This window comes from Janthinobacterium sp. HH104 (assembly GCF_001758715.1).
GTDB lineage: Bacteria > Pseudomonadota > Gammaproteobacteria > Burkholderiales > Burkholderiaceae_D > Janthinobacterium > Janthinobacterium aestuarii.
In genome coordinates, this window is record NZ_LRIB01000043.1 from 40,003 (window position 1) to 53,646 (window position 13,644).

Below are 13,644 nucleotides of genomic sequence, written 5' to 3' on the forward strand. Positions count from 1 at the left end.
ATGCATTAAAAGTAAGTAAGTCAGCCAGCTTAACTGCTGGCTTTTTTATTTCAGACAATAACCGCCCATGAGGCGGTTTTTTTATTGGATACGCGATGATCGTCGGTGATCTTGAAATTCGCCTGAGGGCAGATATTGCCCGGCTGCAGGCCGATATGACGCAGGCGCGCCGCGTCGTCACGGAAACGCAGGACAGGATCAACGCGGCCGCCAATGCCATGAAGACGGCGCTGGCCGGCATCGGCATCGGCGCCGGCCTGGCCGAAATCATCAAGATGGCTGATGAATACGCCAAATTCACGGCGCAGCTGCGCCTGGCGTCGACGTCGGTCGCCGACTATGCCGCGTCTTACGAAGCTGTCAAACGCATTGCGAAGACCTCGCAACAGGATCTGGCCAGCACGGGGGTGCTGTATGCGCGAATTGCCAACGGCACGCGCGAACTCGGCACCACGCAAAAGCAGGTGGCTGCCATCACCGAGACCGTTAACCTGGCGCTGCGCGTGAGTGGCGCCACGGCAACCGAGTCGGCATCGGCCCAACTGCAGCTGTCGCAGGCATTCGCATCGGGCACGCTGCGCGGCGAGGAATTCAACGCCGTCAACGAGGCCGCGCCGCGCCTGATGAAGGCGCTGGCCGACGGCATGGGCTTGCCGGTGGGCGCGCTCAAGGCGATGGCGGGCGAGGGGCAGATTACTTCCAACATCATGGCCACGGTGCTGCCGAAGGCGCTGGAGTCGTTGCGCGAGGAAAGCAAGAATATCCAGACGATCTCTGGTGCTTTCACTGTGCTCAAGAACGAAATGCTGGAGTTTTTTGGGATGCAGGCTCAGGCCAACGGCACTGTGGCGCTTATTACTGGCGCCATTCGACTGCTTTCTGAAAATCTCACATCGCTTGTCATTATTCTTAAAACGTTGATGGCCTATCAGATCGGCACTTGGCTGGCGACCTGGACCGCGAATACATACGCTAAAGTCACCGCGTCGATGGCGCTGCGCGCCGCCACGGTGGCGCAGATGCAGGCCGATGTTGTCGCCGCCGAGGCACAGGTGGCATTGCTGGCAGTCACGCAGGCGGCGATAGTTGAAGCGCGCGCGGAAGCGATTGCACGCCTGTCCCAAGCTCAGGCAAATATCCGTGCAGCCCAGGCCGCTATCGTCGCGGCAGAGGCCGCTGGCGCGCAGAGCTATGCTTTGATGGTGCTGCGCACTTCTACAGCGGAACTGGCTGTAGCAGAAGCGGCACGTTCGGCCATGTTGAAAGAGTTGGCCATCCTTGGCGTGCAGCAAAAAAGGATCAGCGAACAGATTGCAGTGGCTGATTCCACGCAGGCGGCAGCAAAAGCACGCCTCGCCGGTGTCACCGGCGTACTGGCGGGGGCCATGCGAGGTCTCAGTGCGGCCACAGCATTTCTCGGCGGGCCACTTGGTGCGGCAATCCTGCTGATCGGGGCGCTGACGTTGGCTTGGCAGCATTTTGGTAAAAAAGCCAAAGAGGCCAATGAACAAGCGGCAGAATCTTTTGAAGAGGCCCATGCCAGGATCATCAAGGCCCTTGATACCCAGATCGATAAGCAGCAAAACCTGCTGCAGCTTAAAAATCTCGGCCTGACCAATCAGCAGGCGGAAAAAGAACTGCCTATTATCAAGCAGCTTGAGGCGGCAACCAAAAGGATGGGCGAACTCAACGCGCGTACTGGTGATTTTGCAGGAATCAGCAATGACGATGCGATTTTCAAACGCATAGAGCTGAACAAGCAGATTAATGAATTGCTTGAAAAGCAAGCAAAAGCCACCAAGGGCGCGGCCGATGTTGCAAAAGTTACAGGGGCCGAAGCCTACAACGAGTGGAAAAAGACCTACGCCACCCGTGAAGAGCAGCGCGTAGCCGAGATCGCCGACCTGAAATCGCGCAATTTGAATGCGGAGCAGTATGCCGACATCTTGGGCCGTATCAATTTGAAGTACGCCGACAAGGGCGCAGTGGCTGGACTGAAGAAAGAAGAGCAATCCTATGCCACGCTGATCGCCAGCATCCGCGAGAAGATCGAGGCGGGGCGCCTGGAAAACGCCACTGACGTCGATGCGACCGAGAGCCAGAAGCTGCGCATCAAGCTGGAAGAGGAAATCAAGACGGGCAAGCTGAAATTGGCTGACGCGCACCTGGTTGTGGCGCGCGCGGCGCTGGACGAGCTGGCGGCGGAGGAAAAGATCGCCAAGGCCCGTGCCACGGAAAAGGACGTGTCCGCGCGCATTCAGGAAAGCACGCTGGCGCGCCAGGACTCCGCGGCGGCGCTGGCGGTGGAATACCAAATGATGGGCAAGTCCAGCGACGCACGTGAATTGGCCATGGTGGCGGTGCGCGAGCAGACGGCGCTGGAGAAATTCCTGCTTCAGGAGAAACTAGCCGGCAAGGCGGTCACCGAGGACCAGATCAAGCGCCTGACGGAAGAGGCGGCCGCGCGCGTGCGCGTTGAGCAGGCCACGCTGGCGCAGACCAAGGCGCTCGGTTATGCAGCTCAGCTGGCCGACGAGAACCGCCGCTTCGCCGCTGAATCGCTGTTCGATGAAAAAGCGCGCGCTGCTGCACTGCTGAAAATTGACGCCACCATATGGCAGGAGCGCATTGCCCTGGCCGGCGCCGGCACGGACGCGCAGAAGCGCCTGCAGGAGGAATACTCGATTTGGTACAGCAACCAGCTGGCCAAGCCTGAGATCGAGGCCAATCGCAAATTGTGGGAGTCGATCGATACGACAGCGCACGATACGTTCGTGTCGATCTTCGATTCGGGCAAGTCGGCGTTCGACCGCCTTCGGGACACCTTGAAAAATGGCCTTCTGGATCTGCTGTACCAGATGACGATCAAGAAGTGGATACTGAACATTGGCGCCTCGGTGTCCGGTGGCGGTGTCGCTGGCCTGGCATCATCCAATGGGCTAGGCCCGACTGGCGGCGCTGCTGGTGGAGGCCTGGGCGGTATTGCCGGCCTGGCTCAGAGCGCGAAGACGGCATATAACATTGCCACGGACGGCTTTGCCAGTATGACGTCGTCGCTTGGTGACGCCCTGAGTTCTGCAGGGAATTTCTTCAATTCAGGTTCGATTTCAAGTTTTGGAAAGGGTATGACTCTGTCCGGTGACCAAGCCAGTACGGCAGCGCAGGCCTACCTGAAGGCCGGCGATTCGGGCACGGCCAGTTCATTGACGAGTGGCTCGGCAGCGGGTTCTGCCCTTACTGTGGCGACAGCCTGGCTCGCGGCCGCGGGAATTGGCCGGGCGCTGGGGAACAAAATCTCGAATGGCTATTCCGTCAACGGTGGGAATGGTGGTGGTTTTATTAATTTCTCCACGTTGACAAATTCCGTGCCGATTCTCGGTGGCATCGTTGGTGGCCTGATTAATCGCGCTTTTGGCATGTCGGAGAAAAAGGTTACTTCGTCCGGTATTCGCGGAACCTTGGGGGCTGACAGTTCGTTTAAAGGCGAGACCTTTGCGGATTGGACGCAAAAAGGTGGTCTGTTCCGTAAAAACAGGTCGGACACGGATATCGGCACGGTCGACGCGGCTACGGCGAGCGCGTTTTCAAGCACGTACGCGGCGATCCGTGATGTATCTGCAGCCATGGCGGCAACCCTTGGCGTCGATGCCGCAGGCATCAAGACACGCGCACAGTCTCTCAACATCGCATTGACAAACGATGCCGCAAAAAATGAGGAAGCGGTCAAAAAATTCTTTGGCGATGTGGCCAATTCGATTGCTTTGGAAGTCGTACCCAATCTGGCGAAATTCAAGGTGGGCACGGAGGAACTCAGCGACACACTGCAGCGCGTCGGCACCGACTACGCTGCAGTAGACGCTGCCCTGCAGTTGATCGGCCGTACGTCGCAGGATGCATTCGGCGCGGTGGGCGTCGCCACCATCGGTGCGCGCGAGAATCTGATTAAGTTGGCGGGCAGCCTGGACGCGTTTACCAGCGGGACGGGCTTCTTCGCCGAAAACTTTCTGACAGAAGCCGAACAGATGGCGCCAGTGCTATCGACTGTGGCCGATACGCTGGGCAAGCTGGGCATGGCCGGCGCCACGACCATGGACGATTACAAGAAAAAGGTGCTGGGTCTGAATCTGGCCGACACGGCGGATCAGGCGTTGTACATCAAGCTCATGGCCCTTGCGCCGGCATTCAAGGCTGCGTCCGACTATAGCAACCAGCTGGCCGCCGCGACAGGCAACTATGTCGCCGTGGTCAAGACCGCCAGCGAGATCGCCAGCGAGCACCTTGACCTTCAAAAGCAGCTGAACGAGCTGACGAAAAGCGAAACGGAGCTGCTGGCCATCCAGCGCTCCAGCATCGCAGCCGTCAACCGCACACTGTTCGACCAGGTGCAGGCCGCCAAGGCAGTCATTACCGTCAAGGACGCACTGGGCAAGGCCTACGAAAAGGAATCGGCAGCGGCCCAGACGGCGCTGGATAAATCGAAATCGTGGGTCGCCACGCTCAACGGCCTGAACGCCAGCATGGCCCTGGGCAATCAATCCACCCTGACGCCGGAGCAGAAATACGCCGAGGCGCGCGCGCAGTTCGAGAAAACCCTGGCGGCAGCCAATGCTGGCGACACGACGGCGCAGTCTGGCCTGTCGGCTGCCGAGCAGGCGTTCCTGACAGCGTCCCAGGTGGTCAACGCCTCGGATGCCCGCTACGCGGCAGATTACGCCCGCGTGCTGGCGGCCAACGACGAGGCATTGAAATGGGCCTCGGCGCAGGTCGACGTGCAGCAGGCCAGCCTGGATGCGCTCAAGGCTCAGGTGTCGGGCTTAATCACCATCAACGACAGTGTGCTGACGGTGGCGCAAGCCATTGCCAACCTGCAGGCTGCGATGGGCACGGCTACGGGCTTGGGCGTGAAGTTCGACGGCTCGCATGCCGGCGGCTTGGCCAACGTGCCATTCGATGGCTACGCGGCCGAGCTACACCGCGGCGAAGTGGTGGTCGACGCGCCAGCTGCAGCGGCCATGCGCCGTTACTTCGGCGGCGCGCCGAGCCAGGGCGGCGGCAACACAGATGCTCTGGTGGCCGAGATCAAGAGCTTGCGGGAAGAGGTCAAAGGGCTGCGGGCCGATCAGGCAGCGCAAACCGGCGCCACCATCCAGGCCACCGTCGAATCGAACGATCAAGCCGCCAAAACGGTCGTCGCCGGCGTCGATAAATCCGCCAAGGCATCCGCCTGGGCGAAACAAGTGGAGTACTCCCAATGACAGATGCGCAATTTCTGGCATGGCTGCAAAGACCGTCGGCCGCCCGTATGGTGCTGATCGAGGTGCAGGTGAATGTGGCCGGTGTGGAAGTGACGCGGTTCATCTCCTCCTGGCCGTATGTCACCGGCCCGGCCGACCTTCCGGCCAACACTACGTACCTGCCGCTGGCAACTGGCGGCCTGGCCTTCGCCGAACAGGTCAGCCTGACAGGCGAAGCAGGCCTGTCGGGCGGCGATATCGAGTTCGATAACGCCGATGGCGCGCTCGATGGCTGGCTTGCCGACGTCTGGCGTAACCGCCCCATCAAGGCCTGGGCCGGCGATCCTGCCTGGCCGCGCAGCGATTTTCGCCTGGTCTTCGATGGCATCGTCGCCGATATCGCTAGCTCGGTGCGCGAATCGATCAACCTGTCGCTGCGCGACAAGCTGCAGCGCCTGGACACGCCGATTGCTGAGGCGAAGCTGGGCGGCACCTCGCCAAACAAGGATGCCACCTTGCCGATCCCGTTCGGTGAGTGCCACAACGTGACACCATTGCTGACCAATCCGGCCACGCTGGAGTATGGATTCCTGGGCGCCGTGGAGTCGAGTTTCGAGGTGCGCACCAACGGCAAGCCGATTGCCGTGGCCTTGAATGACCAGGCGGGGCGCTTTAACCTGACCACCGACCCGTTTTCCACCGTGATTTCGGTCAGCGTGCAGGGCGACAAGGGCGGCGGGTACGCTCCGCGCATTGCGCCGCTGGTGCAGCGTATCGCCACCGCCTACGGCAAGGCATCGGACCGCTTCACCGTGGCCGACCTTGACCTGGAGAACCTGGCCGCCTTCGATGCCGCCCACCCGCAGCTGGTGGGCCTGTACGTTGCGGACCGGACGAACCAGGCGCAGGCCATCCAGCAACTGGCGGCCAGCGTGGGCGCCCAGGCAATCATGTCGCGCACTGGCCAACTGCGGCTGGTGCAGATCGCGCTGCCTGCCGCCGGCGTGCCGGTAGAGATTGGCCCCGAGCACATGCGGCTCGATTCCCTGCACCCGGTACGTCGCCTGCCGGTGATGGCGGCCGTCAAGATTGGTTTTGACAGGAACTGGACGGTGCAATCGAACCTGACCACGAGCATTCCGCCGGCGCATGCCGACCTGTATGCCACGGAGTGGCTGACCGAAACGGCGGTCGATGAGGCGGTGCGCACGCGCTACCGCCTGACGGACGACCCGCCCCAGATCGATACCTGCCTCAAGACCAACGAAGACGCCAAAGCGGAAGCGGCACGGCGCCTGGCCCTGAACAAGGTGCAGCGCACGATTTACGAATTTGATGGAGAGCCGGAAATGATGATGCTGGAACTGGGGCAGCCCGTGGTGCTGCGCGATGATCGTTTCGGCCTGCAGGGCGGCGTGCCCGGTGTGGTGGTGCTGCTGTCGCATCAATGGCTGGCCGCGCGCGTGACGGTGGGAGTGCTGGTATGACGGCCATCGGCGGTGCCCGCGACAAGTTGCTGCAGGCGACGGCAGAGCGCTTCAGCACGACGGCCGACGGCAAGGCGATCCTGCTGGCCGGCAGCACGCCCGTGTTTCGCGTGAACAGTGCCGGCGCCGGTGCGCCAGGCTCGATTGCCATTACCGCCAAACCGGTGAACGTGGTGGGCGATATCGTGTTTTCAGTGTCTGCCGGCACGCAGATGTCCGTCAACGGCAATGTGGCCACCGTCAATTTTGCCAACATGACCACGGATACGGCCCTGGTGCAGGCGCGCGTTCGTGAGTTTGGCGTTGACTACGTCGGCAATTACATGATCAGCAAGGTCTTCGATGGCGGCACCGGCGAGCCGGGCCTGGCCGGCTTGAACACGGGCCAGGCCTTCGCCTACAAGCGCGCGGCTGCTGCGCCTGTCGATTCGCCGGGCGACGTGATCTTCACCTTTGCCACGGCCGCCATCACCACGCCGGCCGGCAATGACCTGGCCAACGGCTGGTCGAAGAATATCCCGGCCGGCACGGCGCCGTTGTACGTGCGCGCGGCAGCCGCCAGTTCGCGCAACGCCACGGACAGTATCGCCTCCAATGAGTGGGCGGGGGCAGTGCAGCTGGCCAAGGACGGCGCCACCGGCCCGAACGGCGTGGATGGCCTGAATGTGGCGCCCGTGCGCATCTACCAGCGCGGCGCGACCAACATCGCCCCGGCGCTGCCGAGCGCGACATGTACGTTCACGTTTGCCACGGGCGTGCTGACGGGCCTGAACAACGGCTGGTCGACGCAGGTGCCGACGGCGGGCGGAGCGTACCTGTTCACCTCGGGCGCCACGGCCTCGTCGCGCACGGCGACCGACGACATTGCCCCCGGCGAATGGGCCGCCGCCGCGCGCCTCGCCGCCGACGGCGCCACTGGCCAGCGGGGTACCGTGACGGTGACGGCGCCAGGCTATTCGACCTGGTCGGATGCGTCGGCCGTGTATGAGCTGGGCCGCGCGGGCTATGGCGCCCCGATCAACCGCGACGTGGTCACCTTGTACGACGCCACGCATGCGGTGACGAAGTACTTTGACAACGGCGCTTGGCTGGTGCTTGGCACGGTGCTGAACGGCAATTTGCTGGTAAGCGGCTCGGTGGCAGCCGAGGCCCTGTCGGTCGACAAGCTGTCGGCGATCAACGCGAATCTGGGGAATGTGGTCGCTGGCGACCTGTACGGCACTACGCTGCATGGGGGCGCAGGGTATCCCACCAATGCGTATGCGTGGCCCTCTAACGCAGGAGTCGGATTCCACCTGAGTTCCGCAGGCTTGTTACTCGGGAACTATTCCCTTGGGAAATATATTGAGATGCGCAGCGATGGCTATGTGGATATGCCAGGACTGAAAATAGAAAATGGGCGGGCTATCTTTTCTGGTGCGCTCCAGTCGGTGAACGGCAATGTGCAAATTAATGCGGATGGCACGTTTCGCTTGCGCGGCAGTACGAATGGTGTCGGGCTGAATATGAACAATTCCGCTATTAGCATGGTCGACGAGAACGGTGTCGAACGCATCTTCATCGGGCTCAAGCCATGAGCAGCGCCGCCATGATCTTGCGCAACGCGGCCAATCAGGTGACCTGGGATTCGCGCAACGTGGCCGGGGGCGTCCTGGCTGATGTGCGCACCTTTGCCTCGGCGGTCACGGCCGTGCTCACCTACCCGGCGTTTCCTGGGCGCTCGGTGCGGATTATCCCCGTGCGGGTGTGGGCCGAGGCTGGAACGTTGGGCGTGACCGCTGATACGGCGCTGGGCTATCCCCGCGTGACCATTGCGGCTGGCTCGACGGAACGGCGCTTTGCAGTGGAGGTGTTCTGATGCCGTTTGTCATGAAAGTCACCAATCCGGGGCTGGAACTCGTTTTCGCCGATAGCGGCATCACCTACAGCTACATTGGCCGGGCCGGCCTGGTGAGCGTGGCGCAGGCCTCCGGCGGCCAGGTCACCAAAGGGCGTGGGGTGAGCACCTACAATATCGACTGGCCAGGCGACATCCTGGTGGCGTTGCCCGTCAAGGCAAACGGCACGACCAGCCTGATCAACACCAGCAAGTCGGGCAATACCTGGACCATCCTCGTGCATAAGGGCACGGGCGCCATTGACGCCAACGGCTTCGATATCGAGGAAGCGACCGAGGTGTATGTGTTCGGCACCCCCGGCGCCGAACATGGCTGGGGTGGATGGCTGTATGACGCCAGCCGCACCTGTGTGGCGGACCTGTCGCGCATCCCGCTGACCTGGCGCGCGCGCGCGTCAATGGGCGCGAATGTTCTCAGCTGGCCGCTACCTGGGGGCGTAGGCGTGCCGGCGCTCGTGGGCTGGCCCATGGATCGCAACGTGACGTCCGTGCGCGAGGTGCCGTTTTACATCAACCGCTATCAGGCGCGCGGCTGGCAACTCAATGGCGGCAACTTGGTGCGCAACATTTATCAGGACCGCTGGGTGCGCGAAGATGGCGGCGCCTCGCCGGTCGACCTGATCAGGCCGATTGACGCCATTTTGATCGATGCCTGGAATTTGAATTGAGAGCCCATGAATAATTTACGCATCATTCACGACAACGCCGCCGACCGTGCCGTGCTGACCGCAGCGAGCCAAACCGGAGAACTGGGCCCGGCTAACCTGCAGCGCGATACCAAGTCGTCGGTGCTGCGCGCCGCCGGCACGGCACAGATCATCACGGCCACCTGGCCGACACAGGAGTCCATCGCCTGCGTGGCGCTAATCTTCACGAACATGACCAGCAGCGCGCGCATGCGCGTGCGCGGCTACGCCCAGCCGGGCGACACCGTGCCAGTACTCGACACAGGCAGCATCTACCCGTGCCCGGCCGCCGTGCATGGCTCCTATCCCTGGGGCGTGCTGCCGCTGGGCTGGAACGCTTACAAATGGGGTGGCGTGAACACTTGGGCGCGTGGCGGCGGCGCCGATGCCGTGGCCTGGTTCGCGCCCGTTCGCGTGCGCCAGCTGGTGATCGAGGTATCGGCGCCGCAAAGTGTAGCTGGCTACCTGGAGATATCGCGCCTGGTGGCGGGCAATTACTGGTCGCCGGAACACAATGCCGAGTATGGTGCCCAGCTTCTGTTGCAGGACGGCAGCGAGGATTACCGTACGGGCGCCGGTGACCTCAAGACGCAGATTCGCCCGACCAGCGACAAGCTGAGCATCAACCTGGCGAACCTGACGTCCACCGACCGCGCGCGCTTCATGCGCATCCTGCGCGAAAGCGGCAAGGACCGGCCCATGCTGTTCAGCCTGTTCCCGGAAAACCCCGATCCACTGCTCGAGCAGGACCACATGCTGTATGGCAAAGCCAGCAACATCGATGCCGTGGCAACGCCGTATTTTGAAACGTATTCCGCACCACTACAGATCGAAGGAATTTAAATGGCTGAGTATTTTTACGATGGCATGCCGAATGCCAATGAGCGGTTGAATCTGCTGTACACCGCCTTCGCAGCAGGACCGTACAACGCGTTGCCGTTGACCGGCGGCATCTTGACTGGAGACGTATCGTCGCGGGGCGCTCTCAGCATCGACAAGCAACTGACCACCGCCGCGCGCGCGCCCAGGTTTGCCGCCGCTGCCGGGGGAACCCCTGGCTGGTGGAGGGTAGCGAAATTCAGTCTTCCGCCTGGTAGCGAGGCTGTACTGCGCATTTCGGGCACGACAGGCTACTCCGCCATCGATGGCGGCTCCAACGGCGCATTGACCACCATCCTCTTGCGTGCAGACAACGACGGCAAATGCCGCGGCTCTTTTTATACTGTCGGGGCGGTATCGAATGACACCATCCGGGATGTGAAAATCGGACTCGACGGCGTGGTCTATGTCAGCACCGGGGCTTTTTTTCAGCTGTCCGTCTATGCCGATACCAATATGTGGCTGTCGCAGCCGGTTGAATTTCTCGGCGCCGGCATCCTGCCACCGGATACCGCCATTGCCGCCGTCCGAATTTGGGGCTTGAAATTGGGCGCCGGCAATACTTTCACGGTGACGCCGACAACGCTGGAAACCGTCTGCAACTATGTCGGCCGGCATGTATACCCGGCTGTGGACAATGCCTATGACATGGGCCAGGCGGCGGTGGCCTACCGGACAATCTATGCACGTACGGGCACCATCAACACATCCGACGCGCGCCTGAAGCGGGATTTCCGCGACCTGACGGCGGCCGAGATTGCCGCAGCCAAGGATCTTGCCCGCGCCATCGGCATTTACCGCTGGCGTGATGCCGTCGACTGCAAAGGCGCCGATGCGCGCGAGCACGTCGGCCCGACCGTTCAGCGCGCCATCGAGATCATGCAAATGCACGGCCTGGAGCCGTTCAACTATGGATTTATCTGCCACGACAGTTGGGAGCAACAAACCGTCGAGCATCCGGCCATCGAGGCCCGGCCAGCCATGCCCGCCACCGAGGCAGTGGCGGAGGTGCTGAATTCGTTGGGCGGTGTCATCACACCTGCCGTGTTGGGAAGCGCAGGCTCTCCGGCAGTCGAAGCGCACGCAGCGTACACGGAGGTCACGCAGGAGGCCGGCGACCGCTACGCCTTCCGGTACGACGAACTGGCCATGTTCATTGCTGCAGGTCAGGAGGCGCGGCTGGCGGCACTCGAAGCGGCATAAAAAATCACTGCACCACCACAAACCCGCTTCGGCGGGTTTTTTCATTTCCACCACCTGAAAGGCCCTACATGGCCATCGAAACAACCGCCGCCGGCGGCGCACTGATTAAAATTTTTGGCATCCCGGTTCTGGCCGGCGCTGCCGCAACCTCACTAGGATTCATGTTCATGTGGCCAAAAACAGCCAAGGAAGCGGGCGTGCGCTTCTTCGTCACCATTCTCTTTTCTGCGCTGATGGGCCCGGCCTTGGTCGTGGTCGTGCGCAACTGGATGCCGGGCCTGTTCGACAGCGCGCGCGCCGTGGCCGTGCTGTACGGCAGCGACCCGGCGCTGGGCTTCCTGTTCATTGCCGCGCCGCTGATGGTGGCCGCCGGCTTGCCTGCCTGGTGGGTGCTGGGCGCCACTGTGCGCTGGCTCGACAAGCGCCGCGACAAGGACATCGGCGATCTGGCGCGCGACGCGGCCGCCATCGTCAAGGATGTGCGGGGTGGCCTGTGAACCTGAGCCCGCATTTCAGCCTAGCAGAACTGGTCACCTCGCAGGTGGCCACCCGCAAAGACATCGACAATACGCCGGCGGCGGCCGTCGTCGCCAACCTCAAGCGTCTGGCCGCGATGCTCGAGCAGGTGCGCGCGCTGGTGGGCATGCCCATCGCGATCTCCAGCGGCTACCGCTCGCCGGCGCTGAACAAGGCCGTGGGCGGCGCCGGCAACAGCGCTCACGTGCTTGGCCTGGCCGCCGATATCAGCACGCCCAAGCTGCCGCCCAAAGCGCTGGCCCTCCTGATCCTGCAAAGCGGCATCGTCTTCGACCAGCTGATCTACGAGGGCACGTGGGTGCATATCGGTTTGTCGGTGGGCGCGCCGCGGCGCCAGGTGCTGACGGCCAAGTTTACCGGTGGCCGTGTCAATTACATGGCAGGTATCTTATGAGCGCCCTGGGCGCGCTGGCGGGTACCGCCGTCAGTGGGGCCTGGAAGGCGGCGGCCATCGTGCTGGCGGCCGCGCTGCTCGTGGTGACCAGCTCCACCTGTACCGGCTGGTGGCTGGCCACCAGCGACCGGGATGCCGCGCGCGCGGAGCTGGTAAAGGAGTTGGGCGCCAGCGGTGCGCTGCGCACCTCGATTGCCGAACAGAACGCCGCCATCGATAGCATGGGCAAGGCAACCTTGGCAGCGCAGGAGCGCGGCGCGGCGGCGCAGGCGGCCGCCGCTGCCAAGGGAAAAAAGTATGACGTCGCCCTGGTACAGATCGCTGGTGCGCGCGCCGCGACCTGTGACGAGGCCATGCCGGCCGTCAGGCAGATGTTGGAGGGCCTGCAATGAAACACCATATGGCACGACAAATTATTCCAAAAATTATTCTGAGCGTGCTGCTGGTCGGCTGCGCCAGCGCGCCGCCGGCGCCTGTTCTTATCGAGGTGCCGGTGATGGTGCCGTGCCTCGGTGAAGTGCCGCCGCGCCCGGCCTACGAATTCGACAAGTTGCCGTCGACGGCGACGGACGGTGAGATCGTCTTGGCGCTGGCGCGAGACTGGCCACGGCAAACAAAATATTCAGGCCAACTGGAGGCGTTATTATCTGGTTGCCTTTAGGAAAAAAATTCTATAAAAATATGGTTGTAGCCGTAGTGCCCCATTACTGCTAAAGCAAGACATAAAATCACAACAATAGTTGGGATAGATAAGTCAAGTATGATGAATCTTAATCTATTTGCCATATTGAATTTGTTTATTGAATTTTGAAATTCGGTGATGCGTTGCAAATCAATTTTAATTAAATTTCTTATTTTTTCGGATTCATAATTAATAATATTTTTTATTGCCTCACTCATTATTTCATCTGTAGGCTCTGGCGGGGGATTTATGGGATTACCCCTATAGTCTCCATCTGCCTCAAAACATAATTTTATTTTAAACTTCTCCTTTGAGAATTGTTGAATTTGAGTGATAAGAGTCATGTTTTCCAATCCGGCGTTTCTATCGTTGGAGTCTACTAAAACACTATTAATTTTATTGGCCCGCCATTGAGTGTATTCTGCGTACAGGTAATAAAAATAGTTAAATGTGAACCAAATTAGGCTAATTGGTAAGGCCCAGCTGAGAAAAATCGCTGGGAGCTTTACGTTTAATATACTTACATCAGATAGCGGAGTTACTGCGGTGTGTATGAAGCATAACGCTCCGTTAAATAGTAGGTTTCGTCTCATTTTTAAAGTATGCTCGGAAGGGGAATAGAACTCGTCACTCATATTGGCCTCT

At 61.1% G+C, this 13,644-nt stretch carries 12 protein-coding genes; 11 read left to right on the forward strand and 1 reads right to left on the reverse strand.

Going from position 1 to position 13,644, the window contains the following annotated elements:
• The first annotated feature begins 95 nt into the window (after positions 1–95).
• From JAB6_RS20000 to JAB6_RS20050, 11 genes are all read left to right on the forward strand, one after another.
• Positions 96–5,255, forward strand: coding sequence for a tape measure protein (locus tag JAB6_RS20000; protein WP_070304239.1), 5,160 nt, complete (start codon positions 96–98; stop codon positions 5,253–5,255).
• Positions 5,252–6,721 carry a hypothetical protein gene (locus tag JAB6_RS20005; protein WP_070304240.1) on the forward strand — a complete coding sequence of 490 codons (1,470 nt, stop codon included), beginning with the start codon at positions 5,252–5,254 and terminating at the stop codon, positions 6,719–6,721. Before JAB6_RS20000 ends, JAB6_RS20005 begins: the two co-directional genes overlap by 4 nt.
• Entirely contained in the window at positions 6,718–8,298 is a 1,581-nt protein-coding gene (locus JAB6_RS20010) for a hypothetical protein (protein ID WP_070304241.1), read from the forward strand. Before JAB6_RS20005 ends, JAB6_RS20010 begins: the two co-directional genes overlap by 4 nt.
• A complete protein-coding gene (locus tag JAB6_RS20015; RefSeq protein WP_070304242.1) occupies positions 8,295–8,579 on the forward strand; it encodes a hypothetical protein in 285 nt (94 codons plus the stop codon). The genes JAB6_RS20010 and JAB6_RS20015 overlap by 4 nt, the downstream gene beginning before the upstream one ends.
• Complete coding sequence (locus JAB6_RS20020) at positions 8,579–9,286, forward strand: hypothetical protein (RefSeq protein ID WP_070304243.1); 708 nt, start codon at positions 8,579–8,581, stop codon at positions 9,284–9,286. Before JAB6_RS20015 ends, JAB6_RS20020 begins: the two co-directional genes overlap by 1 nt.
• A gap of 6 nt (positions 9,287–9,292) precedes the next feature.
• The gene (locus tag JAB6_RS20025) at positions 9,293–10,147 is read left to right on the forward strand and encodes a hypothetical protein (protein WP_070304244.1); all 855 of its coding nucleotides are present in this window, start codon (positions 9,293–9,295) and stop codon (positions 10,145–10,147) included.
• Complete coding sequence (locus JAB6_RS20030; RefSeq protein ID WP_070304245.1) at positions 10,148–11,386, forward strand: tail fiber domain-containing protein; 1,239 nt, start codon at positions 10,148–10,150, stop codon at positions 11,384–11,386.
• Between the two features lie 167 nt (positions 11,387–11,553).
• Positions 11,554–11,883, forward strand: a complete 330-nt coding sequence (locus tag JAB6_RS20035) for a hypothetical protein (RefSeq protein ID WP_254671711.1) — start codon at positions 11,554–11,556, stop codon at positions 11,881–11,883.
• A complete protein-coding gene (locus tag JAB6_RS20040; protein ID WP_070304247.1) occupies positions 11,880–12,317 on the forward strand; it encodes a D-Ala-D-Ala carboxypeptidase family metallohydrolase in 438 nt (145 codons plus the stop codon). Before JAB6_RS20035 ends, JAB6_RS20040 begins: the two co-directional genes overlap by 4 nt.
• Positions 12,314–12,709, forward strand: a complete 396-nt coding sequence (locus JAB6_RS20045; RefSeq protein ID WP_070304248.1) for a hypothetical protein — start codon at positions 12,314–12,316, stop codon at positions 12,707–12,709. Before JAB6_RS20040 ends, JAB6_RS20045 begins: the two co-directional genes overlap by 4 nt.
• A complete protein-coding gene (locus tag JAB6_RS20050) occupies positions 12,706–12,978 on the forward strand; it encodes a hypothetical protein (RefSeq protein ID WP_070304249.1) in 273 nt (90 codons plus the stop codon). Before JAB6_RS20045 ends, JAB6_RS20050 begins: the two co-directional genes overlap by 4 nt.
• Here JAB6_RS20050 and JAB6_RS29070 read toward each other — a convergent pair.
• Entirely contained in the window at positions 12,975–13,634 is a 660-nt protein-coding gene (locus JAB6_RS29070; RefSeq protein ID WP_139143458.1) for a hypothetical protein, read from the reverse strand. The two genes, JAB6_RS20050 and JAB6_RS29070, sit on opposite strands and share 4 nt — an antisense overlap.
• Between the last annotated feature and the right edge of the window lie 10 nt (positions 13,635–13,644).

Excerpts from the sequence above, each read along its gene's own strand:
- JAB6_RS20000 (WP_070304239.1), top strand. The coding sequence starts at position 96 with ATGATCGTCGGTGATCTTGAAATTCGCCTGAGGGCAGATATTGCCCGG.
- JAB6_RS20005 (WP_070304240.1), top strand. The coding sequence starts at position 5,252 with ATGACAGATGCGCAATTTCTGGCATGGCTGCAAAGACCGTCGGCCGCC.
- JAB6_RS20010 (WP_070304241.1), top strand. The coding sequence starts at position 6,718 with ATGACGGCCATCGGCGGTGCCCGCGACAAGTTGCTGCAGGCGACGGCA.
- JAB6_RS20015 (WP_070304242.1), top strand. The coding sequence starts at position 8,295 with ATGAGCAGCGCCGCCATGATCTTGCGCAACGCGGCCAATCAGGTGACC.
- JAB6_RS20020 (WP_070304243.1), top strand. The coding sequence starts at position 8,579 with ATGCCGTTTGTCATGAAAGTCACCAATCCGGGGCTGGAACTCGTTTTC.
- JAB6_RS20025 (WP_070304244.1), top strand. The coding sequence starts at position 9,293 with ATGAATAATTTACGCATCATTCACGACAACGCCGCCGACCGTGCCGTG.
- JAB6_RS20030 (WP_070304245.1), top strand. The coding sequence starts at position 10,148 with ATGGCTGAGTATTTTTACGATGGCATGCCGAATGCCAATGAGCGGTTG.
- JAB6_RS20035 (WP_254671711.1), top strand. The coding sequence starts at position 11,554 with ATGTGGCCAAAAACAGCCAAGGAAGCGGGCGTGCGCTTCTTCGTCACC.
- JAB6_RS20045 (WP_070304248.1), top strand. The coding sequence starts at position 12,314 with ATGAGCGCCCTGGGCGCGCTGGCGGGTACCGCCGTCAGTGGGGCCTGG.
- JAB6_RS20050 (WP_070304249.1), top strand. The coding sequence starts at position 12,706 with ATGAAACACCATATGGCACGACAAATTATTCCAAAAATTATTCTGAGC.
- JAB6_RS29070 (WP_139143458.1), bottom strand. The coding sequence starts at position 13,634 with ATGAGTGACGAGTTCTATTCCCCTTCCGAGCATACTTTAAAAATGAGA.